This window comes from Mesorhizobium muleiense, from assembly GCF_900099905.1.
In the GTDB taxonomy this organism is placed as follows: Bacteria; Pseudomonadota; Alphaproteobacteria; order Rhizobiales; family Rhizobiaceae; genus Mesorhizobium; species Mesorhizobium muleiense.
The window spans coordinates 377,772-403,293 of sequence record NZ_FNEE01000001.1 but is presented as its reverse complement, the minus strand read 5'-3'; the positions used below and the strand labels follow the sequence as shown (position 1 = coordinate 403,293).

Here is a 25,522-nt window from a genome sequence, read left to right as displayed (position 1 = left end):
GATGGATCGGGTCTTCGTAGAATATTACGAGGAGGAACTGACCCATATCCGCGGCCTAGCGGCGGAATTTGCCGACATGCATCCGGCGGTGGCACGCAATCTTTCTCTCGATACCGTCCCGTGCCCGGATCCGTATGTCGAGCGGCTGCTCGACGGCGTCGCTTTCCTCGCTGCACGCACCCGGTTGAAAGTCGACGCCGAGCGTTCGCGGTTTTCACGCAGCGTGCTGGATGTGCTTTATCCCGATCTGGTTACCCCGGCGCCGGCAACGGCGATGGCAGTGCTGAAACCCGGCCAGCAGGTCCAGTCGATGATTGCCGGCCATGTCATCAAGCGGAACACGCGGCTGGTGTCCAGCCTGCAACCCGGCCTGTCGACGCGCTGCACGTTCACCACCGCGCAGGAAATCACGCTGTGGCCGATAGCCATCATTTCGGTCAGCTATTTCCAGGATCGCAGCGGGTTGGCGGCAGCCGGCATAACACCTATCGGCGGCGCAGGCGGCGAGGCGGCGCTGCGCATCACGCTGGGCCGGACCGGAAAAGGCAAGCTCGGCGAACTGGCGCTCGACCGGCTTGATTTCTATTTTGCCGGGCGCACCAAAGCGCCATTGCTGTTCGACGCGATTTTCGGCGCCTGCTCGGCGGTTGGCGCCCGCGCCGAGGGCAAGGCCAATCCGCTATCGCGGTTGCCGGAACCCGAAATGGTCGGCATCAGCGATGACGAGGCGTTGATGCCTCGTACCCGGCCGACATTCGAAGGCTACCGCCTGCTGCGTGAATATTTCATGATGCCCGAGCGCTTTCACTACGTGCGGGTTTCAGGACTGCAACCGGTCGTGCGCCGATGCGAGGCCGGGGTCGAGATCATCTTCATGTTCCGGCGTCCGGTGCCCGAGCTTGCCGATGTGACGCCGGCGGATTTCGAACTTTTTGCGACGCCGATCATCAACCTGTTCGAGCGTGACTGCAACGTCATCGAGCTTGATCCGCGCAGAACGCGGCAAGTTCTGCATGCCGACCGCACGCGGGCGCGCGACTTCGAAATCTATCGGGTGACCCATGTCGAGGACGCCGATGCCGAGGGTCCTGACGCCGAAATTCCAGAACTCTTCAGCCTGGGGCAAAACCGCAGCAATGGCTGGGTCTATTCCACCGAACGGCGCCCTCGCCGGGCCACCGAAGATGAACGGCGCGACGGACTGACCCGGACTTCTTACACCGGAGACGACGTTTTCCTTTCGGTTTCACGGCCGGCCGGAAGCCCGGCCAACCGGCCGCTGAAGCGTCTCGACATCATGGCGCTTTGCACCAACCGCGATCTGCCGATCCTCGACGACAACCCTACCCTGACGCTGGAGACGGGCGATCCGGTCGAAACGGTCCGGCTTACCGGTGCTTTGCGCCCGCCGCAGCCGGCTATCCCGGCGGCGCTGCCCGCCGGTGCCGAAGGCGAATCCCGAGCCGACAATCTCGCATGGCGGCTCGTGGCGCAGCTGGCCCTCAACTTCCTCAGCCTCGCCAAGGAAGGCCGCGGTGTCGATCCGCTGCATGCGCTGCTCGATCTTTACGCCGACCGGGGAGATCCGAGCCTGGCTCGCAACGTGCACTCGATCGTTCGCATCGACTCGCGCTCCGTCATCGAACGGCTGCAGATCGATGGGCCGATGTGCTTCGGACGGGGCACGGAAGTGACATTGCATGTGGACCAATCGGTCCTGGCCGGGCAAAGCACATTGCTGCTTTCGGCCTTGCTTGCACGGCTGTTTGCCCGTCACGCCGGAATAAACGGCTTTGTGCGGACCCGCACGCGGCTGCTGCAGAAGCAGGAGGATGTGCCATGGCCGATGACGCCCGGCAATCGCTACCTGATCTAGGCAAGCTCGACCCGGGCCGGGCCGAAGCGCTGGATGATACGTTCGACTTTTTCGAACTGTTGCGCCGGCTCGAACAACGCGGCGGGCTGTTCGGCTATTCCGGCCGCGCGGATCGCGAGCCGGCAAGGCTCGGACAGCATGTGCGTCTCAGCTTTTCCGCCAAGGACGTGGTTGAATTCCGCCAAGCGAAGGACAAGACGCCGGGGACGGACGGGACACCGGCCCGGGTCACCGTTGCCAATATCGGGCTGATGGGGCCGGAAGGCCCGATGCCGCTTCATTTGACACGCTGGGTGCTCGATCGTCTGTCGCAGCGCTGGTTCACCGGCGCTGACGCACGACAGACCGTCGACACGACGTTCGTCGATTTCGTCAATATTCTCCAACACCGGATGATCGCCCTGTACTATCGGGCCTGGGCGGACGCGCATCCGGCGGTACAGGTCGAACGTGCGGTCGGCGGCCGGGTCAGGGCCATGCTCGAAGCGATGGCGGGAACCGGACTTCCCGGCACCCAAAATCCCGATCTCGACGCCGTAAAACTTCGCCAGGCCGCGTCGCTCGCCAGCCAGGTCGACGGCCCAGAGCGGCTGACGCTGTTCCTGGCGGAAGCGTTCAAAGTGCCGGTCGCGATCAAGGAGTTCGTCGCCACCTGGATGACCATACCGGCGGCGCTGCAGACCCGGCTTACCCAGGCCTACGCAGTGCTGGGCCGCGGGGCGACGATCGGCCCGCGCGTTTTCAGCCGCCATAGCAGGATCGAGCTCCGCGTCGGCCCAGTCGGCTATGAGGAGTTCAAGACGTTCCTGCCGGGCGGCCAACGTCTGAAACTGTTCAAGCAGGCGGTTCGCGACATGGTCGGGGAATCGCTCGACGTCGATCTGCGGATCGTGCTGGCGCGTGAAGCTGTGCCGCCGCCGCGTATCGGAGCGGTACAGCTCGGCCGAACCACCTGGCTTGCGCGGCCCACCGAAAGGGGCGATGCTGACGATATGCGGCTGCGGACGATCGTCGGATGGCGGCCGGAAATGGCGGAGGTCGCGGCATGAGTCTGCTGCTGACGCTGGAGCACGGGCCACGCACCCAGGCGGTACGGCAGACCCGGCTGGACGAGGGTGAACTGGTGATCGGCCGTAGCGCGGACGCGGACTGGCAGATCGACGATCCCGACATGTTCGTTTCACGCGCCCATTGCAGGATCACCGGCGGGCGGGATGGCTATTTCGTCACCGACACATCAAGCAGCGGTTTGTTCATAAACGATTCCGACAGTCCGCTCGGCACCGGCACCTCGGTCCGTCTTCAGAACGGCATGCGGCTGAGGCTGGGCGACTACATCGTATGCGTCGATCTGCAGGCGCCGGTCGCTCAGGCACCAGCGGCCAGCCAAACGTTCGCAGAGCGGTCACCGCCGGCATCGCGAGCGCCGGTAAGCATCGGCCGCGATGACTTCTTTTCAGCTACGGTCGAAGAAGAGCCGCGCCGACCGCGTCCCGCCGATCTGCCGAACCCGTTCGAGCAACCCGTTCCAGGAGCGTTCGAGCGCGCCAACCAGCGCAGTTCGCCTGCCTTCGACGACCCGTTCAGCCTCGACCCGGTAGCGACGCCGGCGCCGAACGGCGCCGGCTATTCCGAACCTCGTGGTGCGCCGGACGCCGCAGACCCATTCAGCTTCGATCCGGCGCCTTCCGGTGCAAGCGAGCCCGTCCCAGCCCAGCCCGTTTCAAGAAAGTCATCCGAATTCGATGACGGTTTCGGTTTCGGGCCGGCCGCGTCGCCCGATTTGAGAAACGGCGCCGGCTCGACCGGTCAACGCAAACACATCGCCCCAGAGCCGCAGCCGGCCAATCCCTGGGATTTGCCTGGCCCCGCGGCAGCTATCCCTGCTCCGCCACGGGCTGGCGTTGCCCCCAGACCCACCCCCTCCCCGGCGCAACCGGCGAACATGGCCCTTCGCAGCGCGTTCTTGCGAGGCATGGGCATCGAGGAAGCCGATTTTCCCGGACGCGACAGCGTCGCGGAAATGGAAAAATTCGGTCGCGAGTATCGGCTGATGATGGAAGGCCTGATGCAGCTGCTGCGCAAGCGGGCCGAGGAAAAGGGAAACGCTCGCGTCGCCCAGACGGTGGTTGGGGCCTCTGAAGTCAATCCGCTAAAATTTCTGCCGACGGTCGACGACGCCATCGTGACCCTCATCGCCGAGCGCAGCCCCGGATTTCTGGCCGGTGAAGCGGCAATCGCCGACGCCGTCCGCGATCTCGCGCAACATCACGTGCGCGCCTGGCGAGGCGTGCAGTCCGCCTTGCGGCGAATGATTGACCGTTTTGACCCGGCAGCGATCGAGGAAGAACTCAAATCGAGTTCCGCGATCGGCACCGTTCTTTCGGGCGGGCGCCGCGCCAGGCTGTGGGAGCTTTACCAGAAACGCCATCGTGACATCGCTCAGAGTGCGGAATCGAGCTTTTTGGGCGAAATCGGCGCTGATTTTCGGGATGCATATGAGGAGGAGTGAAACATGATCGATCGCCGCGAACTTATCGTTGCCCTGGGCGCAACCGGGCTGCTTGCTGCTTGCCAGAGCGGTCCGCCGAAACCATCCGCGGTGACCGTCAACTTGACCGGCGCGGCCGGCATGAATCCGGGACCAGGCGGCGGCGACCGGCCGGTGACGGTCCTGGTGATGCGGCTGCGCAGCACCGGTAAATTCAATTCGGCCGATTATTTCGCGCTGCAGGGGGATGCCGGCTCCGCACTCGCAGGCGATCTCATCGGATCCGACCAGATCTCCGTCGGGCCTGGAAAGACCGCATCCAAAACCATCACGGTCGAGCCGGACGCGGCTGCGCTGGGCTTCGTTGCCCTCGTTCGCGAGCCCGGCGGCCGGACCTGGCGTACAACCAAGTCGGTGTCGTCGGGATCAACAGTTACCGTCAACGTCACGCTTGGCAGCGGCGGCATTTCCGCCTAGCGGCCAGGGCAAGGGGTGCTCGATGCAGGAAGTAGCGGCATGAGCGATGCAAACAGGGTGCTGTGGTCCGAAGGCCTGTTTCTCCGGACCCAGCATTTTCAGCAGCAGGATCGCTTTTTCGAGGCGACCGTGCGCGGCGCGTTGCAGGCCGGGCAGCTGCATACGTTCGGCTTTCAGCAGCTGACGCTGGACCAGGCGATGCTCGATGCCGGCCAGGTCTCGATCCTGTCGGCACGCGGCATCTTTCCGGATGGAACCCCGTTCTCCATCCCGGACCTGATGGACGCGCCGCGACCGCTGCCGGTCACCGCCGATACCGGCGCCGGACCGGTGCTGGTCGCCCTGCCGCTCGAGCCTGCCGGCGGTGTCGGCTTCGATCCGGCGCACGCCGCATCGACAGGAGCACGCTATCATGGGCGGATCGTTTCGGTGCGCGACGCCGTCCAGGGCGGTTCGGATCCTGAAGAAATCGAAATCGCCCGCCCGCAGGCGCTGCTGATTGCACCGGGAAAATCGGTTGGCGGCTACACCGCGCTGCCGATAGCCGACATCAAAGGGGTTCGAGCCGACGGCGGCGTCTCGCTGGACGAGGCGTTCCTGCCGCCGACACTGGTTACCGGGGCGGTGGCCTGGTACCGGCAGCTGCTTCTGGAAGTTGTCACCGGCCTCGACCAGATTGCCGAGGCGCATGGCAAGATGGTCATGGGCGGGCCAGGGCGCAGCGTCGAAGACCTTTTGATGCTCAATCTCGCCAATGCGGCGCGTCCGCGGCTGGCGCACATGCTGGCTCAGGATGTTTTCCATCCGGCCGAGCTCTACCTGGAGCTTGCCGGTCTTGCCGGTTCAATGGCGACCTACGGCTCGAGCGCGCGACGGCTGAGCGAATTGCCGGCCTACGATCACATGGCGCCCGGCCCCGCCTATTCGGCGCTGGCCGACGCCTTGCGCTCGCTCATCCTGAGCCTGCGCTACATCGAGCCTAAATCACGCGCACTGCCGGTCATGCGGCATTCGACCAACGTCTGGAAAATCCGCATCGACAACCCGAAGCTGCTGGTGGCCAGCCGGATCGTCATCCGGGTCGGCTCCGAGTTGTCGGAAGATGCGTTGCGCAAGATTTTCGTCAACCAGGCGACCGTCGGTTCGGCCGATCAGTTCGAGGGCCTGTGGAAATCCCGTCTACCCGGCATTCCACTGAAACCGCTTCATTCCCAGCCGCGCGAAATCCCCTACGATGGCGATCGGCTGTGCCTTGAGCTGGATCAGAAAAGCGAGCATTGGGCCTCGCTGCTCGATGCCCCCGGCTTCGTCATCGGCGTGTCGGGCGTGCTGCCGAGCGAGCCGCAGGTCGACTGCTATTCGGTAAACAGGTGAGATGATGAGCCGGGATGATCCTTTCGGACTGTCGGAGGATCGCGAACGCACGCGCATACGACTGACCGGCGCGCCGATGCCGCGACCGATGACGCCACTGTTGTCGGGTGTGCCAATCAAACGGTCGCGCACCCATCCGAACACGCTGGTCAACGCATTCGCGCCGCTGCTCGAGTTCGCGCCCGAGCTGGAAAGCGCGCTGGCGCCGGAAAACCCGGAAGCGTTGCGCACCCGGTTGCTAGATGAGTTGGTTCGGGCGCGTGACGCGGCAATGGCGGCGGGGTCGTCCCTGGAGCGCGCCGACCAGGCAGCCTGGGTGGTGGCGGCATTGCTCGATGACCTGGCCCTGAACACGCCATGGGGCGGCGCCAGCGCATGGCCGCGCCAGCCGCTTGTGGTGATGCTGCGAGGCGATGTTGATGCCGGCACGCAGTTCTTCACGCGTCTCGACGAACTGGAGCGGCATCCGAACCGGGATCGCGAATTGCTCGAACTGCAATATCATTGCCTGGCGCTCGGCTTCCGCGGCAAATATCGCGTTCCAGGCCGGTCGGGCGACCGCTCGCTCAATGCCGTTCGCGTTGCTGCGGCGCGCTTTCTGCGCGATGCCGATGCCGACGGCGCGCCGCTGTCGCCGAACTGGAAAGGCGTGATCGCATCCGACGAGCCTCAACGCTTCATCGTGCCGATCTGGGTGATGGGGCTCGGCGCGGCGGTTCTCGCCACTGCAATCTATCTCGGGCTGTCGATGGGACTGAGCAGTCAGGCGGTCGAGCTTTCGACGCTGGTTCGTGCTTTGCCGCCGCCGGCGCGCGGCGAGATCAGCCGGACATCGCCACAGGTCGACGCGCCGCCGCCGGAGGCGGTGGATTTCGCGCTGGTGCCGGAGTTTCAGGCCGGAGCGCCGGCCAATCTCAGGGCCGCGCTCAGCGGCACCGAGAGCGTTTCGCTGGCCAGGCTGATCATTCAGGCCTCCAACCCCGAACTGTTCCAGTCGTCGCGGCCGACACTGACGGAAGGCTTCGAACCGCTGATCGGTTCAATCGCCAAAGTGATCCTCGCCAATCAGGAACTGATCGGAAACATCACCGTGGTCGGCCATACCGACAGTATTCCCTTGCAACGGTCCAATCCGCTTTCCACTAACCAACGGCTGTCGGAAGCGCGCGCAGCAACCATTACCGAGATGCTGGTCCAGAACGGTGTGCCGCAGGACCGCATTCGTTTCGAAGGACGTGCAGCTACCGATCCAGTGGCCGACGACAGCACCCGCGCGGGACGGGCCTTGAACCGCCGCGTCGAGGTGCTGGTCGAAAAGAGGCTGTGAGATGTTCATCCTGCGCTTCCTCTGGGCGGTTCTGACATCGCGCTGGCTGTGGACCCTGATCGGCATCGCGCTGCTTTCCCTGGTTATCTGGGTGTTCGGCCCGATCGTCAGGGTCGGTGCTTACGAACCCTTCGCCTCGGAAAATGTCCGCATCGTCATCATTGCGCTGCTGGTCATCTTCTGGCTGATCTGGCTGATCGTCGCGCAGCGCCGGGCGATCCGGGCCAACCGCATGTTCGTCGCCGAAATCGCTGCGCCCGTGGTGGAAAAACCGCTGAGCCCCGGCGAAGAGAACGTCGCCGCCGTCGGCGCCAAGTTCGCCGAGGTTATGGTCGAATTGAAGCGCCGCAAACTGGGCGGACGCAAGTTCCTGCGCGAGATGCCCTGGTACGTGATCGTCGGGCCGCCGGCCACCGGCAAGACCACGGCCTTGCGCCAGTCCGGCCTGAACTTTCCGATCGACCTCACCGACGATCTGCAGGGGGTTGGCGGCACGCGCAACTGCGACTGGTTTTTCTCCGAAAACGCGGTTCTGATCGACACGGCGGGCCGCTACGTGCAGCAGGAGAGCCAGCCGGACGTCGATGCGGCGGAATGGCTGGGCTTCCTCGACCTCTTGAAAAAGCATCGCGGCCGCCGGGCACTGAACGGCGTGATCGTCGCGCTTTCGATCGACGTGCTTTCAGAGGGCGACGAAGCCATCAAGGCGCATGGCCGCAAGATCCGTCGTCGCCTGGCAGAACTCAACGACCGGCTGGAAATCCGCCTTCCGGTCTATCTGATGCTGACCAAGGCCGATCTGATCAAGGGTTTCGAGGCTTTCTTCGGCGGCCTGTCGACGGCCTCGCGCGAGCAGGTGTGGGGCACGACTTTCGCGCTGGATGCGCGTGTCGACGCAAAGACCATAGAACGGGAAATCGCCACCCTTGCGACGCAACTCGAGCGGCGGCTGGTGCCGCGCCTGGAGGACGAGGACAAACTCGCCGCCCGCGCCGAGATCTTCAGGTTTCCCGCCCAGCTCACGAGCCTGTCCGAGCCGATCCAGGTGCTGGTCGAGGCGATGTTCGGCGAAAGCCGCTACGAGGAAGCCGCCTGGCTGCGCGGCCTCTATCTGACGTCGGCGACCCAGGAAGGGGCGCCCATCGACCGGCTGACCGCGGCGCTGTCGTCATCCTTCGGTCTTCCGCCGCGGCGGGCGATGCCGGCGCCGCGTGTTGAAAAACGCAGCTTTTTCCTGAAGAACCTGCTGACCGAGGTCATTTTTAGGGAAGCAGGCCTGGGGACGTTCGATCCGCTGGCGCAGCGCCGCCGCGCCTGGATCTGGCGTGGCGCCGCGGCCGCCTGTGCCGCCGCCGCCCTGTTGGCCGGTGCGATGTTCACCTGGTCCTACTATGACAACCGCAATGCGATCGCAGCGCAGGCGGGCCAGTTCGAAGCGCTGCAGGCGCCGCTGACCGCTGCAGCCGCGAGCCCGGCATCGGTGGAGCAGCCCGCCATCGACAGCGCGCTCTATGCGATGGCCGAGGTCGCAAACGCCCGTACCGCACCGCCGAGCAGCGCCCAGGACCTGCTCGGGCCGTCGGCGTCGGCAGAGCTGCTGCGGGCGCAGGCCGACACTTACGAGCACGCTTTGCGCAACGTCCTCGAGCCGCACATGGTCGCCCTGCTCGAGGCGACCATGTGGCGGCAGATCCGCGATCCGGATTTCATGCTGGGGGCGCTAAAAACCTATCGCATGATGACCGGCCTGTCGCAGATGGACGCCGACTACGTCCAGAGCTGGTGGGTCAACGACTTGCCGGAATTCGCACCGGCGGCGCCGTTTCCGACCGCCGACGCGGAAGAGCACCAGCTTGCCGCGATCCGTCGCATGACGGTCGACGACAGCTACATATCAGCGGATCAGGCGTTGGTCGCCGAGGCGCTGAAGACGGTTTGCACGATTTCGCTGCCGGCGCGTGCCTACAGGCAGTTGCTGGCCGACCCGGCGGTGGCCGGCCTAAAGGAATGGATCCCGGCGAATTTCGCCGGCCCCAACGGCGCCAAGGTTTTTGCACGGCGTTCCGACAAGACGCTGCGCGTCGGCATATCGGGCGCGTTCACCTATGCCGGCTTCCACGATGCCATTCTCGACCGGGTCGAGGACGTCGCCGCCCAGGCCGCACTCGATCGGGCGGTGTTTGCCGGAGGCTGCTCGGAAAATTCCGAAACCTCGGTCTCGGCGCTGTCCGAGGATATCCTGAAACTCTATTACGAAGACTACATCGCGCAATGGGACAGCATCCTGCGCGATATCAGGCTGGCGCCATTGGCCGATCTGAATATCGCCAGCGAGAACCTAAAAGACCTTTCGAGCGCCGATTCCGCGCTGAAGCGCCTGCTTACGGCGGTGGTTCAGGAGACCGAGCTGACCCGGTCCGATGAAGCGCCGGCCGACAACAAGGCGGCAGCCAAGGGCACCTCGAAACTGCTCGGCAAGCTGGGGAAGCTTGGAAAGATCGTGAAGACAGGTGCAAAACTGCTGCCACGCGCGGGTTCCGCCGACGAGGTGGATCTTACCGGCACTCTGGTGGCCGAACATTTCAAGCCGCTCAAGGGGGCGATCGCCGAGGTCGACGGCCAGCCTCCGGCACTCGACGCCGCGGTGGTGGCGCTGACCGCACTTTCGAACGTGCTGCAGACGGTCACGGCCAATCCCGACCCGCAGGACGCCATCAAGAAGCAGGGTGGGCTGGCCGAACTGACGGGAGCGGTCGCCAGGCAAGCCCAGATCCTGCCCGATCCGGTCGACGATTGGCTCGGCGGCATTGCCGGCGACACCAGCGGCCTGACACAGAAGGCGGTCACCTCGGAGCTCAACGCCATCTGGCGCGCCGACATCCTGCCGTTCTGCCAGGCGGCGCTGAACGACCGCTATCCGTTCAGCCCCGAAAGCGCGGTCGACGTCAATGTCCGCGATTTCGCCCGCCTGTTCGGGCCGGCCGGGATGATCGACACCTTCATCAACGACCATTTGATCAGCTATGTCGACACCGCCAGCCAGCCATGGAAATGGCGCGCCGATTTCGGCCTCGACGCGGCGGCCCTGGCGGCGTTCGAACAGGCCAGGCGGATCCGCGACGATCTGTTTCCAGGCGGTACCGGGCCGGTGATGAGTTTTACGCTGCAACCGAAGGACCTGTCGCCCAACGTCACGCGCGTGACACTCAATCTCGATGGCCAGAACCTCGTCTATTACAACAACGCGACGCGGCCGCAGCCGATGACCTGGCCCGGCAAGGACGGCACCGGCGTCATCTCGCTCGCCTTCCAGCCGATCGACGGCTCGCCCGAAGTCATGTTGAACGAAACCGGCAGCTGGGCCTGGCTGAGGCTGCTGCGCAGCGGCCGCTTCACCGGCACCTCGCTGTCCGACGTCTACAGCCTGCGACTGGGCACGCAAGGCATGTACGCCGATTTCGAGCTCAAGGCGGCAAGCGTCGAGAATCCCTACAATTTGCAAATGTTCAAGAAATTCTCATGTCCGCCGCAGATATGATCCTGCCCGGCTTTTACGGCAAAATGCCCGCCACCGGCGATTTCGTCACGCGGCGGCTGCCGGGAGATTTTGCGCGCATCTGGGACCGGTGGCTGGCGCAGCACATCGTCCCGCTGATCGGCTCGGAAACCTGGCCGCGCACCACCGCGCTGCGCTTTCTGGCCGGCTCGGCTTTTTTCGGCGCATCGGCAGGCATTATTCTGCAGAGCGCCGACAGGGTCGGCCGGCAGTTCCCCTTGAGCGTGGTCGCGCAGCTTCCTGACGCTTCCATTCAACTGGCTCGCGCCGATGCGTGGTTTGCCGGGATTGAAGAGGCTGCCTTTGCCGCCCAGCGCGGCGAGTTGACGCCCGACGAACTGGGTACCGCTTTGGCCGCACTGCCGGTGCCGCCTGTCGAGCCGGCCGAAGAGGTCATCAGCGATATGGTGATGTGGACGGCGCACTCCGACATTTTCGATATTGATCCGCAAGCTCCGCAACCGACGCTGGAGCAGATCTTTGCGGCAAGCTGGGAGACCAGTTGATGCAGATCTGGAACCAGATGGGGTATCCTCACCAATTCACCATGGGCATGGACAAAGCCGGCCATGAGTGGCTCGTCGTGGTGGTGAAAGGCACGTTCGACTTCCCGGACAACCCCGGCGGACTGGTGCGCAAATCTGCCGAGCATGTGCCACTCGTCTTTGCCGACACCCAGACGGGCGAGCCCGGCTATTCGGCAACGCTTTGGGAAACCGATTTCGCCTTCCGCAAGCCACGCTGCGACGTTATCGCCAATGGCTGTGCTTACGCACCAAACGGCAGACCAGCCGAGCGCGTGCCGGTCGGTATCAAGGTGGGCAATTGGTCGAAACTGTTCGAGGTCGTCGGCCACCGCGAGTGGCGCGCCATCGGGCCGGTGTTCACTTCCACCCCGCCGCAGCCCTTCCTGAAACTGCCCATCTCCTATGATGTTGCCTGGGGTGGTGTCGACAGGCTGGACCCGGAGGACAAGCTCCCCGCCAGCTATAAATACAATCCAGTTGGAACCGGCTGGTCGCGAACCAGGAACCAGCGCCTCATTCCCGGCCTGCGTCTACCGAACACGCAAGCTGTCGGCGAGGATATCCGCACCCCGTTTGGCGATTACAAACCGATGAGTTTCGGCCCGATGGGCCGCGGCTGGCCGGGCCGCATCGAATATGGCGGCACCTATGATCAGAACTGGATCGATAACGTGTTCCCGTTCCTGCCGTCGGATTTCGACGAGCGCTACTTCCAGATGGCGCCCCCGGACCAGCAGATCGACATGCCGAAAGGTGGCGAGGAGGTGCAGCTGGTGAACCTGACGCCGCAGGGCCGGGAGAGTTTCCGGCTACCATCAACGGCGTTGCCGATCACGCTGTTCAAGGGCAGGCAGAAGGCCTTCGAGGCTGACATCTATCCCGACACCGTTCTCCTCGACTCCGAGAAGCGCCGCTTCTCGCTGGTCTGGCGTGTCTCGCGGCCGATTCGCCGCACTGTCCTCGACTTTGCTGAATGCTGGATTGGCCCCCCAACGCCCGGCATGTTGCACGCAAGGAAGACTGGGAAGCGTTACATACGCAAGTTTGATTTGCCGCCGACCGATTACAATGAGGAAGCCGCGTGAGCGCGACTCTCGACGTTATCTCTGTAGGTATGGTGACGGCCGTCGGTCTCGATGCACCTTCCAGCTGTGCAGCTATGCGAGCGAAGCTCGACGGCTTTCAGGAGACCAAATTTCATCGAGTCGGTGACGAGTTCGTTATGGGTGCGCCAGTGCCGTTGCCGCGGGAGTGGATTGGGGAGAAGAGGATGGCGCACCTCGCTGCTGCCGCCCTGACGGAGGCTATAGGAGATCACAAATGGCTTCCCGATAAGACCGCCGTTCTGCTTTGCATTGCGGAGGAAAATCGTCCCGGCAGGCCAATCCGGGATGTGCCCTCGTTCCTCTCTCAGGTTTCTAGAATAACCGGGCATGACATTAGTCGGGGCTGTATAGTAGTTGCTCATGGCCGACCTTCCGGACATGTTGCCTTCGACAAGGCACGGAAAATATTTAAAGAAGGGAATGCGTCGAACATCCTTATAATAGGAGTCGATAGTTACCTCACACCGGCAACAATCACCCATTACATCGCCAAGTGGAGGATTTTAACCTCGGACAATCCGAACGGATTCATCCCTGGTGAGGCCGCCGCGGCAATATTGTGCAGCAACGTGGAGCGAGGGCAATTGCAATTGGCAGGGGTTGGATTGGCCCGTGAGCGGGCCTCCATCTACAACAACGACGATATTCCGCTTCGCGGCGACGGAATGACCTCGGCATACAACATTGCCCTGACGGAAGCTGGCATCCAAATGAATGATATCGGGTACCGGATTTCCGACCTGATCGGGGAAAAATACTGGTTCAAACAGACCGCTCTTGCAAATCTGAGACTCTCGAGGGGCCCGCGTGACTTCATCGACCTGTGGTCGCCTGGCGAATTCTTGGGTAATATCGGTGCGGCCGCGGTGCCAGCCATGATTGCGATGGCGCGGACGGCGGCCTGCAAAGGCTACGGCTATGGCAAATCCGTTCTGGTGGAAGCTTCAAACGATGCCGGCGCATGCGGTGCCGCAGTCTTGACGTCGCGTGTTTCATAAATGGCCAATGTTTTTGCCAACAGTTTGGAAATTTCCGGCAAGGCGACCGATGGTAAGACCATCGCTGCGTTTCCAGACGTTTGTTTCACGCCGCCGGAAAATCCCGCAACCCCGCCTGGTGTGCCAATACCGTATCCGAGCTTCGGATTCGCAAGTGATACCGAGAATGGGACAGGTACTGTAAAAATCTCCGGAAAAACCGTTAACATTAAGAACCAGTCCGATCTGTCTAAGACAAGCGGTACTGAAGCAGGCTGCGCGGCTAAAAAAGGAGTTATAACTTCCAAGAATACAGGAAAGGAGTACTATAGATCGTGGTCAAATAACGTCAAATTTGATGGCGAGCCTGTTATCCGCTTTACGGATATGGCGACGAATAACCACGCATCCGACGTGGCCAACACGCCCCCTTGGATACACGTTCTTTCGCCAGCTCCTCCTGGGCTGAATTGCGCGAAGGTCTTGGCCGAATGCGGTCTTCAGCTTCACGCACACAAGGACAGCCCCTGTGTGTCCCCGGATCAGTCGGAACACATGATGCAGAACGCGTTATTTCAAAACACGCGAGGCGGATCGGCCGGTTCAATTGCGGAGTTTCCGAAGTATTCCGCCAATGAAGCACCGTGTATTTGTATGAAGGGGCCCGGTAATATAAACGCAGCCTCGCCTCACGGCGCCAAGACGACTGCACAGCACTCATTCGCGAGGGGCTGCGGCACGGCGCGGCCAACAGTCGAGGCCGCCATCAAAAACGAGTTGAAGAGCATCAAAGAGCACCATCCCAAGATCAATGCCAACGCCACGCACAAAAGCCCCCAGGACCAGCCGATAGCAGACGAAGAAACGCGCAAACTCGCGCTTGAATGTCTAGAGGCGGTCATTCGAGCCTATCTCGAACATTGTTCCGGAAAGAAGGGGGACGACCTTAATCAGACGAAGTGCCGCGTGCCTTGGGGCGACAAGGTGCCCGGCGCAAGTGTTTCGCCGCCTTCAAGCCTATAGGAGGTGTAGATGGACAGGAAGTTTATTCGTGAATGCATAACGGTCATAGCCCATGAAGGTAGTGCCGCCAGCGTTCTGGTTGTGTCGACCGATGAGGATCGTCAGAGCTTCAACAGCGAAGTGTTTCGTTTTTCCGATATAGAAGTTCCGCCCACTCAGATCTTTCAGGTCGATGACTGGATATCATCTATGTGGGCATCGTCGGTTGGCACATATTTTCTCGCAGGCGTCCTCGGTGACTGCTTCACCAATCTATCCGGGAGCTTCGCGCGACAGCAGGCCACGACCAATCGCCTTTTTCGAATCTGGGGGCTGCACGACCATGCGGTCTATGCCGTTGGTGCCGACGGTACATGCGTTCGCTTTGACGGTGCCAGGTGGCTTCCGATGAGTGAAGGCCTTTCAGGCCACCTCTATGCGATATCGGGTAGGCAGGAGGATAATTTGGTATGTGCCGGAGACGGGGGCTTTGTCGCGAGATACGACGGAGCACGATGGCAGCCCATAGAGCTGCCAACCAACGCCGCCTTCCGTGCCGTTCATGTGATTAACCGAGAAGACTTGTATCTTTGCGGGCTCGACGGTGCTTGTTATCTCCTTCGTGGAGGTGAACTCACTTCCATCGATGCCGGAGGTCACGATTTGTATGCAATTGAGGATTTTCAAGGTGAGACCTACTTCGCGTCGGCCGCATCGGGCGTGTTCAAGATTAAGGGTGATCACCTCGTCTTGGTAAAGGACAAGGCAAGAGGTTATAGTTTATCTGCGACGGATAGGTTCCTTTGGTCATGCGGCTTGGAACAAACCGCAAGATTCGACGGAGAAAACTGGAGGAAAGTAGATTTTAACTGATTATTATTATGCTGTATGGAAGTATAATTTTGTCATAGCTTCCCGGCGGGCCCGATTGTCGATCGCGCTCGTGCCAATGTGTCGAGCAAATATGCTCGCGTCCTCACTGGATCGAGTTCATGTAGATTGGGTGGATTGTCGGTCGACAGCATCCGCACGACGAAGAGTTCGCCGCTTTCGGGAAACTCCTGGTATCGCTCCAAAGCGATCCGCTTGCCGTCTTCCTCGGCTACCCGAAGCCCATCCAGGTGCGCCTCCAGCCTAGCGAGCAGCCGCGCCACACGGAGTTCGTCCATGTCCGGGTTTTCGTCCGGATACAGCAGATGACGGTCATAAACCGTCCACAGGAAGGCTGCCATCTCGGCGTGCTGACGCACGATCTCCGGCAGGATGGGCGCGCGAGACATCAGTTCAGATTCACCGAGCCGCCGCGGATGCGATTGGTTGCGCTGGCGTGGCTGGTGACATAGGTGCCGCGGATGGTGATGTGTCCGTCCTTCTCCATGATGATCGATGCCTTACCGCAGCGAAGCTCGATCCGCTCGTCACCGGTGATCCGCACCCGCTCCCCATCGCGGACGACTTGCGCCCGGCGTGTCGGCTCGATGATTCGCCCGACGATAAGTGGCCGGCTAGGATCGCCATCCTGAAACAGCAGCGCCACTTCGGCGCCTATCATGTCCGAAGTGAGTTCAGCAAGGCTTCGGGCTGAGACAGCAGTTTCCTGCGGATTGCCTGGAAAGACCACAAGGGGTGAATTCTCTCCGAAGCCCAAGAAAATGCCTATAACAACTCCTTCAATCCGCTCTCTTGTGGTCGTCATCACACGCCCCTCAGTTCTGCTTGATCTGCGAACCCTTCATGGTGATTTCGCTCGATGCCTTCACGTTGATCTTGCCCGAGCCGTTGACGGCGATGTCCTTGCCCTCGATGTTAATGGTGCCGTCCTTCTTCATTGAGATTGCCGCCGAGCCGCATTTAATCACGATTGAGTCACCTGCCTCGATGATTAAATCCTTGCCGATCTTGATCAGTCCGTCCTCGCCTACCTCGACCGCGCTGCCCTTGGCTATCTTGAGCGCCCGGGAGCCTCCGACATCTGTCGCGTCATCCTTGGCAATCTTGGTAGAGCGCCCAGCCCCGATATCAGTCCCTTGATCCTTTGCAATCTTGAACGTCTGGCCGCCGCCGATCTGCACGCTCTGGTCGGAAGCGATCTGCCAGCTGTCCTTTGCGCCGATGCTGTGGCTCTGCCCTGCACCAACTGTCACCGAGCGCGAGGCGCCGATGGTGTTGGTCTGCACCGCACCCACGGTCCTGGTTTCGGCGGCGCCAACGCTATCGACGCGCGCGGCGCCAACCGTGATCGTCTGCACCAGCGCCACCGTTTGCGTGTGATTGGCGCCAATCGTCTCCGTCGAGTTCGCCCCAATGCCGATCGTCTCGTTCGAGCCCACGGTCAGCGAGCGATTGACCCCCACCGTCTCGGTGTCGTTGTTGCCGATATCCGTGGTCTGGTCGACGCCGACCTTGACCGTCTTGTTGTTGCCGACGTCCTCGTCGAGGTTGTGGCCGACGGAGTGCTTGGCGTCATGGTCGATGCGGTCGGATTGGTCGTGTTGCACCAGCTTGGTGCGGTCGTTCTTGATCAGAAGGTTGTGGTCCTTCTGTGCCTGGAAATTGACCAGTTCGGAGCCGGCCTTGTCCTCGAACATCAGCTCGTTGTAACCGCCGCCGCCTTTCGAGGAGTCGGATTTCCAGCCGGATTGCGTGGCGCTGCCCGGCAGCCCGTAGGGCGGCATCTGCGAGGCGTTGTAGACCCTGCCGGTGATGATCGGCAGATCCGGATCGCCTTCGATGAAATCGACGATCACCTCCTGGCCGATGCGCGGGATCTGGATGAAACCCCAGCCGCTGCCGGCCCAGGTCTGCGACACGCGCACGAAGCAGGAACTGTTCTGGTCCTTCTTGCCGAGACGGTCCCAGTGGAACTGCACCTTCACCCGGGCATATTTGTCGGTAAAAATTTCCTCGCCGGACGGGCCGACCACCGTCGCCGTCTGCGGGCCGCGCATGATCGGCCGAGTCGTGACCCGCGGCGGGCGATAGGCCAGGGCGGTCGGCGCCACGCCGAGGATCACCTTGAAGTTCTCGCTTTCGACGTCGGCAAGGGCTCTGTAGCCCGGATCGAACAGCCTGTATTCGGCGCTGACCACCAGATATTCCTGGTTCTGGTCTTCTCTTGGGAAGCCATCCAGCTTGAACGTGCAGCCCGAATACAGGCCGCGCACGGTTCCGACCGCGGCGATGCGCTGGTGCACCGCCTGGATTTCCTCGCGCCGTATCGCGGCAAGGCTGTCGCCGCGGCCGACGTCGAGATGCGCGCCGGGCTGGCGGTAATTCTCGCCCGCCGCCAGCTTGTGACTGAACGGCTGGGCCGATTTGGCCATCAGGTCGGCGCCCGGCTTCTCGAAATCATAGTCGGTATGGACATAGGCGCCCGGCCGCACCGAGCTGCCCGGAATCCATTCGGTGATGTATTCGACATCGCGCCGGGAGCCCTGCCCTTCAAAGTGATAGGGCACCTTCTCATAGCCCGGCGCCGGCTTGAGCTTGCTCATGGCATCGGCGAGCACAAGCGTGTGCTTGCCCTCATCGTGCTCGAAGAAATACAGGATGCCTTCGTGCTCGAGCAGCCGCTGCACGAAATCGAGGTCGCTCTCGTCGTACTGGACGCAGTACTCTCGCGGCGGATAAGACCCTTGCAGGCGCTTCTCGAACTTTGCCGTGCTGTATTTCGAGAAAACCTCCTCGACGATTTCGATGACGCTCATGTTCTGGAAAATGCGGCAGTCGGTGGTATTGCCGAGAAACCAGAGCCATGGCCTGACGACGGCTTCGTAGTAAGCCAGACGGTCCTCGATCCGGGTCAGCCGAAACTCGGAGACAAGGCCGCTGAACCAGCGTTTGGGATCGGATTCACCTTCGACCGAAACCGCGCCGCCCAGCATCTTCAGCGGATCGATTTCGGGGCTGCTGCTTACGAACCCGACCGTATAGGCCAGACAGCGACTGATCTCATCGCGCCCGACAAGATGCGTGAAGGTCAACAGGTCAGCGCCAACCGGTGTCTGCACAACCGTGGCACGTTCGTTCGGCATGGGTCGTGCCCCCTCCCGCCGCTCGTTTCTGCCTGAGCCTAGCACATGTCTTGCACCGACCAAAGGGGACCCTTGGTGACTGCAGCCTGGTCGCCTTGTGGAATCATCGACTTGGACGCTTCTGTGCCGCAGTGTTCAGAAATTGCTGGTATAATGGGGTGTCCTGGGTGAGTTTCCCGACAGGATCGACGGCGATTTTGAATGTACATCAGTCTGCAGATCAACAATGTCGTCTCGCTGCCAGCCGGTATGTCGACCGGCTACTCCGCTCGTGATCGCAGCTTTGAAATCGGCCGCGAGGCCTGCGACTGGACCTTGCCCGATCCCGACAAGTTCATCTCAGCCCGACACTGCGAAGTGCGTTACCAGGCAGGCGCGTTCTGGCTGCACGACATCTCGCGCAACGGCACGTTCATCAACGGATCGACCCAGCGCATGGCCGGCCCTCACCGGCTCGGTCAAGGCGACCGGTTGCTGATCGGCCGCTATGTCGTCCTGGTTTCGATTGATGACGAGCGACCCGCGACAGGGCATCCTCAAAGCAGCCACGGTTCGACGCAGCGACAAATGCCTGTCGCAACCGGCCGGCCGCAGGATTTCGGAGACCAGCCTTTCTTCGAGCCGGTGGAGCAACGGCCCGGGCAGAGAGCACCGGTGTCGACGTCGACGCCGCCCGCGGCTCCCCCTTCGACGAAAGACGAGGTGCTGCGGGACATCGCGATAGCAGCCGGCATCGCGCCGGAATTGCTTCAATCACGTGACCCGCATGAAGTGGCCGCCGAAATCGGCGCAGTGCTGCGGACGGTTGTCGAGGAACTGGCCCTGCTGCTGAAGGCACGTGCGGCTGCGAAAATACTGGCCAAGAGCACACATCGGACGATGATCAGCGCTGCCGACAACAATCCCCTAAAGTTCGTCCCGGGAACCGACGACATCCTCGAAATCATGTTTGCGCGGCGCAGATCCGGCTACCTTGATGCCAGGCACAGTGTCGAAGACGCGTTCCGCGATCTCAAGACGCACGAATTTGCCACCTATGCAGCCATGCAAGCTGCGCTCTCCCGGCTGCTTGACGATTTGTCGCCTGAGGCGATCAGCAAAAAACTCCCACCCACGTCGTTCACATCGAAGAAGGGCCTGGCCTGGGACGCCTTCGTCGCCAAATGGCGAACCATGGAGGAAGCACACGAAAACGGAATGCTGGACATATTCCTGGCCTATTTCAGCGAAGCCTATGCCAAGGCCGACAAGCAAAAGTAGACCAGGAGAACTGAACCTGGCAGGTGCCCCGAAAATCGGATCGGTTGCTGCGCTTAGCTTCGGCTGCGGAGCGGATCACGCACCAGGTGGAATGTATCCTCGGCGAGTCCAAAGATACGGCGCTGTCGTTGGCGAAGAAAAATCCTTTCGCAGCGCTGCATCTGGTTCCAATCGACCGCTTCTAAGCTTACGATCATTTTCGACAGTTCGCCAGCGGGTAAGGCTGATTGACCTGGGGGTCTGCGGCACATGTCATGTTACGGCGGGTTAGAAAGATATAGCCGACCTTCCTCCAGACACTGCCCTCGTCAGCAGCGCCGGCAGTTCCTGCGTCTGCAGTCCCTGCGCCCGGCCGGGGACCGTCTTGCCCTGATGTGGCGCACACGCGGCACCCCCGCGTGGACGGACGTTTGGTGATGAGCTCGAAGGGCGATCCTTTCGGCCCAGCGGGCAAGACCGTTTTTCGCGCACCGCGCCGCGCTGAGAAATCAGCGCCCGATCCCCAGGAGCCCGTTCCCGACGGCGGGCGCCCCGGTCCCTCGCCGGTCAAGGATTCAACGGTTTTCGATCCCGGTCAGCATGCACCGCCGGGCTGGACATCCGGAACCGTGATTTATCAGGCTGCAGAGCCCGGCGCAGCGGCGGCAACCGGCTCCTTTGTGGCGGCGCCGGGCATTCAGCAGGACATCCTGCTGCATGCCACGGACAGCGTCAGATATTCCGCAGCCAATCAGATCCTCGCCGCGGCCGCTCCTTTGCTGATGCTGTTTGGCCAGCTCAGGCTCATGGCTGTCGAAAGACAGGCGGAGCAGCTGGCGGAACATGTCGCCGAGGCGATCGAAAAATTCGACCGGACAATGGGTAAAGCCGGTGTTCCCGAAGAAGATGCACGGATCGCAAAATTTGCTCTCTGCGAGACCGCTGACGACCTCATCGGCAATCTGCCCTGGCCCAGGACAGACGCCTGGGCGCAGCACAGCATGCTGTCACAGTTCTTTCACGTCGTGCCCACCGGCTCGGGCTTCTACCAAGCGCTAAACAAGATACTGGCCGCGCCTGAGGCACACTACGATTTGCTTGAACTGATGCATGCCTGCCTGTCGCTGGGGTTCGAAGGCCAGTATCGAGGCCTTGCGCGCGAGGACAACAATCTCGAACGCGTTCGCCGCGACGTCTACGAGACGCTTCGTTACTTCAGGGCGCGCGCCGACGACGACATCTCGCCGCGCTGGCAAAGCCTGGCGGTGTCCAGCCCACAGTCGTCGGCCCGGTTGCCGCTCTGGGTGATTGCGGCGGCTGCCTCGGCGCTGCTGACGGCGGCATTCTTCGCATTGCGGGTCTTCATTACCGACGAGGGCGATGCCCTTGCCGGCAGGTTGCTGGCGCTCGAGCCGTCGACGCCGATCGCCATCGAACGCGCCAGTGTGGCGCCATCGGCTGCACCGGTGAAAGTCGCTCCGCCTGTCGCCGCCCCTACCCGTTCCCAGATCGATCGCATCCATGCGGCACTGGCCAAGACTATCGCGCGCGGCGGGCTGACCGTCGGCACGCAGGGCAGCTTCATCATCGTGGAGATCAACAATGTCCTGCTGTTCCCGTCCGGCAGGGCCGAGATAAAACCGGAGTTTGGACCAATCGCCGCGGACATCGCCGCCGCGCTGGAACCGGAGCCTGGACCGATCATGATCGTCGGCCACACAGACAATGTGAAGCCGCGGAAATCGAGCGAGTTCAAATCCAACTTCGACCTTTCCATCGCCCGGGCGAAGGCCGTCGCAGCTGTCATGGCGCCACGGTTCAGCAAGCCTTCCCGGGTCACCGTCGACGGCAAGGGTGAAGACGAACCGATCGCCGACAATGCGACGCCGGAAGGCCGCGCCCAGAATCGCCGTGTCGACTTGATGATCCCCAAGGAGGAAACACTGTGAGCACGGCCATTTGGAAGCGCCCATGACGCGCTGGCTGCTGCGGATATTCAGCGCGATCGCGTTGGCCGGTTTCGCGGCAGCCGTCTGGTTTGCCGGACCATTGATCCGCTTTGCCGACACGCGTCCGCTGGCGCCCGTCTGGCTGCGCGTGACGATCATCGGCGTGATCGTTGCGATCGCGACGCTGTTTTATGGAGTGCGTTTCTGGCAAAAGCGAAAGGCGCAAAAGGCGCTCGAGACGATAGTCGCCCGCAACGACGACAGGGACGACGACTCGCAGGTGCTCGAGACTCGGATGAACGAAGCCATCGCTGCGCTCAAGCGGTCGAGCGGCAAGCGCAATTTCCTCTACGAGGTTCCCTGGTACGTCGTCATCGGCCCGCCTGGTGTGGGCAAGACAACGGCATTGGTCAATTCCGGCCTGAATTTTCCGCTTGCCGGTTCGGGACATGCCCAGCCAGTGGCCGGCGTTGGCGGCACACGGTCCTGCGACTGGTGGTTCACCGATCAGGCGGTGCTGATCGACACCGCCGGGCGCTACACCACGCAGGATTCCAATGCGCAGAGCGACAAGAAGAGCTGGCTCGCCTTCTTGTCGCTGCTCAAGCGATACCGCACAAGGCAACCGATAAACGGGGTTATCCTGGCCATCAGCCTTGCCGATCTCATCAGCCTCGATGATCGGCAGCTTGACGTCCATGTCGTCGAAATACGCAGCCGTCTGCGCGAAATTCACGAAACACTGAAAATCCAGTTCCCGGTGTACCTGCTCTTCACCAAGGCCGACCTTGTCTCCGGTTTCATGGATTATTTTGGCGGTTTCGACGAGCAGCGCCGCCGCAAAGTGTGGGGCGCGACATTCCAGACCGCCGATCGCAGCAAGAACATGGCCGGTGAGGCACCTGCCGAGTTCGACGCATTGGCAAAGCGCCTGGCGGAGGAGATGGCCGACCGCCTGCAGGAAGAGGCCGATCCGGTCGCGCGCATAGCCATCTTTGGCTTTCCAGCTCAATTTGACGCGCTAAAAAGCCGTATTGCCGGTTTCGTCGCCAGCATATTCGATCCGGCCCGCAGCCAGGTGAATGTCAGCCTGCGTGGTTTCTATTTTTCGTCAGGCACGCAGGAGGGCACGCCGATCGACCAGGTGCTGGGCGCAATCGGTCGCAGTTTCGGCAGCGCTTCTCGCGCCCATCTTTCCGGCACCGGCAAAAGCTTCTTCTTGCATGATCTTCTGACCGGCGTCATTTTCGCGGAATCCGGCTGGGTCTCATACGACAAATCGGCTGAAAGGCGTGCAGCGATCGCCAGGTATGGCGGCCTTGGCGCAATAGCATTGATGGCTGCCGCGGCTCTGGGCACCCTGGCCCTGAGCTTTTCAGCCAACAGGTCGCTGATCGCTTCTACCACCCAAGCTGCAAGCCAGTATCGCGAGACGGCAGACCCGCTCCTCAAAAGCACTGAAGTCACCGATGTCGACCTTGAAAACGTCATCGGCCCGCTCGACCAATTGCGCGAGCTGCCGGCCGGCTTCGACACCGGTGACTTGCCGACCCCGATCCAGGAGACGTTCGGCCTCAGTCAGCGGGAAAGACTTCTTTCGGCATCAAAGACAGCTTACCGGCAGGCGCTGGAGCGCATGTTCCGCTCGCGCCTGCTGCTTCAGGCCGAACGGACGATCCAGGCCAGGATGGCTGATCCCACCGCGCTCTACCAACCGCTGAAGATCTACATGATGCTTGGCGGCAAGGCGCCCAAGGTCGACGACGAGTTGATCGTGTCGTGGATGAGGCAGGACTGGGAGCAGAACCGGTATCCGGGTGAAAACAACCGCGAGGGACGGGCGCAACTCGAAAAGCATCTGCGGGCCATGCTGGCGTTGGACGACGCCTATGATCCGGTTTTCGAACTCAACCAGCCACTTGTCGAAGCCGCTCAACGCTCGCTCGGACGCATGAGCCTTGCCGATCGTGCCTCTGCCCTGGTGAAGTCGGCGGTATACGCCGCAGCGCTGGACGATTTTTCCGTCTCCGTCAAAGGCGGCCCGGAAGCGCAGCTGTTGTTCGAGCGTGTCGATGGTGGCGATCTGTCGGGCCTGCGCGTTCCCGGTATCTACACCTATAGCGGCTTCAACACCTTCTATCTCGCACAACTCTCGCGCATTGCGCAGATGCTTGTCGATGACCAGTGGGTTCTCGGCGGCGGCGCCGAGCAAGGCGGCATCGACCAGGAATTGCCAAAACTCGGTCCCGAACTTGTCGAGCGCTATGGCAGGGAGTTCGCCGCTGCGTGGAACGGCGTTCTCGAAAAGCTGAAGTTCAAGCCAATGCTGGAGGACAAGCCGGACTATATCGCGCTCTCCGCCGCCGCGTCACCAAGCTCGCCAATCGACCAGCTTTTTACGGCAATAGCCGACGAAACAGCGCTGACGCGAGACGCTGGTTCCAGTGAAGAGTCAGGCTCCGGGGCCGAAGCCGGCATGCTTCAAAACCAGCCGCAAAACGCTGCAGATATCGCCAGCGGATTGGCCCGCATCGGCATTCAAATCGCGGGCGGCAAATCGCAAAGCCGGGCCGGCACGGGGTCCGCTCGCGCGCAAAACCAGAACCCCGGGGCGAACATCGAAGCGCAATTCAGATCATTTCAGGCTTTGGTGAACGGTCCCACTGGGCGCCGCCCGATCGATGCACTGACCCAGAATTTCCGCGACATCCATCAAAGCCTGCAATTGGCGGCCGATGTCCCTTCGCAAACCGAACGCGCCAACATGAATCTGCAGCTGCAGATATCCACGCTTCGCGCCAATGTCTCGCGGCTGCCCAAGCAACTCGCCCGAATGGTTACTGCGACCGCCGACGAGCTTGACGGCAACGTCGCAGAAACCTCGCTGACGAATTTGAACCAGATGCTGGACCAGACGGTGACGCGCGCCTGCGAGGAGATGGTCGAGGGCCGTTATCCCTTCGCCAGCGATGGCCCGGAGGATATTGCGATGGCGGATTTCGCGAAACTGTTCGCTCCAGGCGGACTGATGGACCGGTTCTTCGCACAGAATCTGGCATCGCTGATCGACATGACCGGCCAGGACTGGAACTGGAAGCAGGATGCGCGTTTCGGGCGCGACCTGTCGAAGTCGACCTTGAGAAACTTCCAGCTGGCGGCGGAAATCCGCAACGCCTTCTTTCCTTCAGGTGGTTCGGTGCCGTCGGTCAGTGTCACCTTTACGCCGTTTTCACTGCATGGCGATGCCGATACGGCGATACTCGACGTCGATGGCCAGATCGTCCAAAGCAACCAGGCCGGCAACGCGCCAAGCACGGTGACCTGGCCGAGCGGTATGGCCTCCGCGTCGGCGAGCCTGAGCCTTATGCCGGAGATGCCGGGCCGTGAGTCCGCGATCAAGTTCGACGGCCCGTGGGCACTGAAGCGCCTGCTGGACAAGGCCGATATCACCGGCACCGGCGGCAACACGCAAGCCCGCTTCGTGATCGGCGGACGCGATGTCGCCTATACGGTCCAGGCCAGTTCGGACCAAATCCCTCTCTTGCTTCCTGCGCTTTCCGGGTTCAGCTGTCCAAAGGCGTTTTGAG

At 62.0% G+C, this 25,522-nt stretch carries 18 protein-coding genes; 15 read left to right on the top strand and 3 right to left on the bottom strand.

Going from position 1 to position 25,522, the window contains the following annotated elements; genetic code table 11:
- The first annotated feature begins 1 nt into the window (after window position 1).
- From tssF to BLT09_RS01690, 12 genes are read left to right on the top strand one after another with little or no spacing between them, the layout of a single operon-like run.
- Window positions 2–1,876 (top strand): type VI secretion system baseplate subunit TssF, encoded by a 1,875-nt coding sequence (gene tssF / locus BLT09_RS01745; protein WP_091590255.1) that lies wholly within the window; start codon window positions 2–4, stop codon window positions 1,874–1,876.
- Window positions 1,840–2,925, top strand: a complete 1,086-nt coding sequence (gene tssG, locus BLT09_RS01740; RefSeq protein WP_091590253.1) for a type VI secretion system baseplate subunit TssG — start codon at window positions 1,840–1,842, stop codon at window positions 2,923–2,925. Before tssF ends, tssG begins: the two co-directional genes overlap by 37 nt.
- On the top strand, window positions 2,922–4,388 hold the full coding sequence (gene tagH, locus BLT09_RS01735; RefSeq protein WP_091590819.1) for a type VI secretion system-associated FHA domain protein TagH: 1,467 nt from the start codon (window positions 2,922–2,924) through the stop codon (window positions 4,386–4,388). Before tssG ends, tagH (BLT09_RS01735) begins: the two co-directional genes overlap by 4 nt.
- A gap of 3 nt (window positions 4,389–4,391) precedes the next feature.
- Window positions 4,392–4,844, top strand: a complete 453-nt coding sequence (gene tssJ / locus BLT09_RS01730) for a type VI secretion system lipoprotein TssJ (protein WP_091590252.1) — start codon at window positions 4,392–4,394, stop codon at window positions 4,842–4,844.
- Window positions 4,845–4,883: 39 nt separating this feature from the next.
- Window positions 4,884–6,218, top strand: a complete 1,335-nt coding sequence (tssK, locus tag BLT09_RS01725; RefSeq protein WP_091590818.1) for a type VI secretion system baseplate subunit TssK — start codon at window positions 4,884–4,886, stop codon at window positions 6,216–6,218.
- 4 nt (window positions 6,219–6,222) lie between these two features.
- A complete protein-coding gene (icmH, locus tag BLT09_RS01720) occupies window positions 6,223–7,545 on the top strand; it encodes a type IVB secretion system protein IcmH/DotU (protein ID WP_091590816.1) in 1,323 nt (440 codons plus the stop codon).
- Window position 7,546: 1 nt separating this feature from the next.
- A complete protein-coding gene (tssM, locus tag BLT09_RS01715) occupies window positions 7,547–11,083 on the top strand; it encodes a type VI secretion system membrane subunit TssM (RefSeq protein WP_091590250.1) in 3,537 nt (1,178 codons plus the stop codon).
- The gene (gene tagF, locus BLT09_RS01710) at window positions 11,080–11,607 is read left to right on the top strand and encodes a type VI secretion system-associated protein TagF (protein WP_091590249.1); all 528 of its coding nucleotides are present in this window, start codon (window positions 11,080–11,082) and stop codon (window positions 11,605–11,607) included. Before tssM (BLT09_RS01715) ends, tagF begins: the two co-directional genes overlap by 4 nt.
- Complete coding sequence (locus tag BLT09_RS01705) at window positions 11,607–12,713, top strand: DUF2169 family type VI secretion system accessory protein (protein WP_091590247.1); 1,107 nt, start codon at window positions 11,607–11,609, stop codon at window positions 12,711–12,713. The genes tagF and BLT09_RS01705 overlap by 1 nt, the downstream gene beginning before the upstream one ends.
- Window positions 12,710–13,732: a 3-oxoacyl-ACP synthase gene (locus tag BLT09_RS01700; RefSeq protein WP_091590246.1), complete on the top strand. Its 1,023-nt coding sequence runs from the start codon at window positions 12,710–12,712 to the stop codon at window positions 13,730–13,732. The genes BLT09_RS01705 and BLT09_RS01700 overlap by 4 nt, the downstream gene beginning before the upstream one ends.
- Complete coding sequence (locus BLT09_RS01695; protein ID WP_091590244.1) at window positions 13,733–14,734, top strand: DUF4150 domain-containing protein; 1,002 nt, start codon at window positions 13,733–13,735, stop codon at window positions 14,732–14,734. It abuts the gene before it with no gap.
- A gap of 9 nt (window positions 14,735–14,743) precedes the next feature.
- Window positions 14,744–15,586: a beta propeller repeat protein gene (locus BLT09_RS01690; RefSeq protein WP_091590242.1), complete on the top strand. Its 843-nt coding sequence runs from the start codon at window positions 14,744–14,746 to the stop codon at window positions 15,584–15,586.
- A gap of 32 nt (window positions 15,587–15,618) precedes the next feature.
- On the opposite strand, the gene BLT09_RS01685 is transcribed toward BLT09_RS01690, so the two are convergent.
- The 3 genes from BLT09_RS01685 to BLT09_RS01675 are packed head-to-tail and all read right to left on the bottom strand — an operon-like array spanning window position 15,619 to window position 18,747.
- Complete coding sequence (locus BLT09_RS01685; protein ID WP_091590240.1) at window positions 15,619–15,993, bottom strand: hypothetical protein; 375 nt, start codon at window positions 15,991–15,993, stop codon at window positions 15,619–15,621.
- Window positions 15,993–16,409, bottom strand: a complete 417-nt coding sequence (locus tag BLT09_RS01680) for a DUF6484 domain-containing protein (RefSeq protein WP_091590239.1) — start codon at window positions 16,407–16,409, stop codon at window positions 15,993–15,995. Before BLT09_RS01680 ends, BLT09_RS01685 begins: the two co-directional genes overlap by 1 nt.
- A gap of 10 nt (window positions 16,410–16,419) precedes the next feature.
- Window positions 16,420–18,747 (bottom strand): type VI secretion system Vgr family protein, encoded by a 2,328-nt coding sequence (locus tag BLT09_RS01675; RefSeq protein ID WP_091590237.1) that lies wholly within the window; start codon window positions 18,745–18,747, stop codon window positions 16,420–16,422.
- Between the two features lie 201 nt (window positions 18,748–18,948).
- Between BLT09_RS01675 and tagH (BLT09_RS01670) the strand changes: the two genes are divergently transcribed.
- The 3 genes from tagH (BLT09_RS01670) (at window position 18,949) to tssM (BLT09_RS01660) (ending at window position 25,521) form a co-directional block, all read left to right on the top strand.
- Complete coding sequence (gene tagH / locus BLT09_RS01670; RefSeq protein WP_091590236.1) at window positions 18,949–20,007, top strand: type VI secretion system-associated FHA domain protein TagH; 1,059 nt, start codon at window positions 18,949–18,951, stop codon at window positions 20,005–20,007.
- Between the two features lie 416 nt (window positions 20,008–20,423).
- Window positions 20,424–21,935, top strand: a complete 1,512-nt coding sequence (gene tssL, locus BLT09_RS01665) for a type VI secretion system protein TssL, long form (protein WP_091590234.1) — start codon at window positions 20,424–20,426, stop codon at window positions 21,933–21,935.
- 22 nt (window positions 21,936–21,957) lie between these two features.
- Window positions 21,958–25,521: a type VI secretion system membrane subunit TssM gene (gene tssM / locus BLT09_RS01660; RefSeq protein ID WP_091590232.1), complete on the top strand. Its 3,564-nt coding sequence runs from the start codon at window positions 21,958–21,960 to the stop codon at window positions 25,519–25,521.
- Window position 25,522: the final 1 nt, after the last annotated feature.

Bases quoted from the DNA above. Each gene is read 5' to 3' on its own strand.
- tssF (WP_091590255.1), top strand. From the start codon at position 2: ATGGATCGGGTCTTCGTAGAATATTACGAGGAGGAACTGACCCATATC.
- tssG (WP_091590253.1), top strand. From the start codon at position 1,840: ATGGCCGATGACGCCCGGCAATCGCTACCTGATCTAGGCAAGCTCGAC.
- tagH (WP_091590819.1), top strand. From the start codon at position 2,922: ATGAGTCTGCTGCTGACGCTGGAGCACGGGCCACGCACCCAGGCGGTA.
- tssJ (WP_091590252.1), top strand. From the start codon at position 4,392: ATGATCGATCGCCGCGAACTTATCGTTGCCCTGGGCGCAACCGGGCTG.
- tssK (WP_091590818.1), top strand. From the start codon at position 4,884: ATGAGCGATGCAAACAGGGTGCTGTGGTCCGAAGGCCTGTTTCTCCGG.
- icmH (WP_091590816.1), top strand. From the start codon at position 6,223: ATGAGCCGGGATGATCCTTTCGGACTGTCGGAGGATCGCGAACGCACG.
- tssM (WP_091590250.1), top strand. From the start codon at position 7,547: ATGTTCATCCTGCGCTTCCTCTGGGCGGTTCTGACATCGCGCTGGCTG.
- tagF (WP_091590249.1), top strand. From the start codon at position 11,080: ATGATCCTGCCCGGCTTTTACGGCAAAATGCCCGCCACCGGCGATTTC.
- BLT09_RS01705 (WP_091590247.1), top strand. From the start codon at position 11,607: ATGCAGATCTGGAACCAGATGGGGTATCCTCACCAATTCACCATGGGC.
- BLT09_RS01695 (WP_091590244.1), top strand. From the start codon at position 13,733: ATGGCCAATGTTTTTGCCAACAGTTTGGAAATTTCCGGCAAGGCGACC.
- BLT09_RS01690 (WP_091590242.1), top strand. From the start codon at position 14,744: ATGGACAGGAAGTTTATTCGTGAATGCATAACGGTCATAGCCCATGAA.
- BLT09_RS01685 (WP_091590240.1), bottom strand. From the start codon at position 15,993: ATGTCTCGCGCGCCCATCCTGCCGGAGATCGTGCGTCAGCACGCCGAG.
- BLT09_RS01680 (WP_091590239.1), bottom strand. From the start codon at position 16,409: ATGACGACCACAAGAGAGCGGATTGAAGGAGTTGTTATAGGCATTTTC.
- BLT09_RS01675 (WP_091590237.1), bottom strand. From the start codon at position 18,747: ATGCCGAACGAACGTGCCACGGTTGTGCAGACACCGGTTGGCGCTGAC.
- tagH (WP_091590236.1), top strand. From the start codon at position 18,949: ATGTACATCAGTCTGCAGATCAACAATGTCGTCTCGCTGCCAGCCGGT.
- tssL (WP_091590234.1), top strand. From the start codon at position 20,424: ATGAGCTCGAAGGGCGATCCTTTCGGCCCAGCGGGCAAGACCGTTTTT.
- tssM (WP_091590232.1), top strand. From the start codon at position 21,958: ATGACGCGCTGGCTGCTGCGGATATTCAGCGCGATCGCGTTGGCCGGT.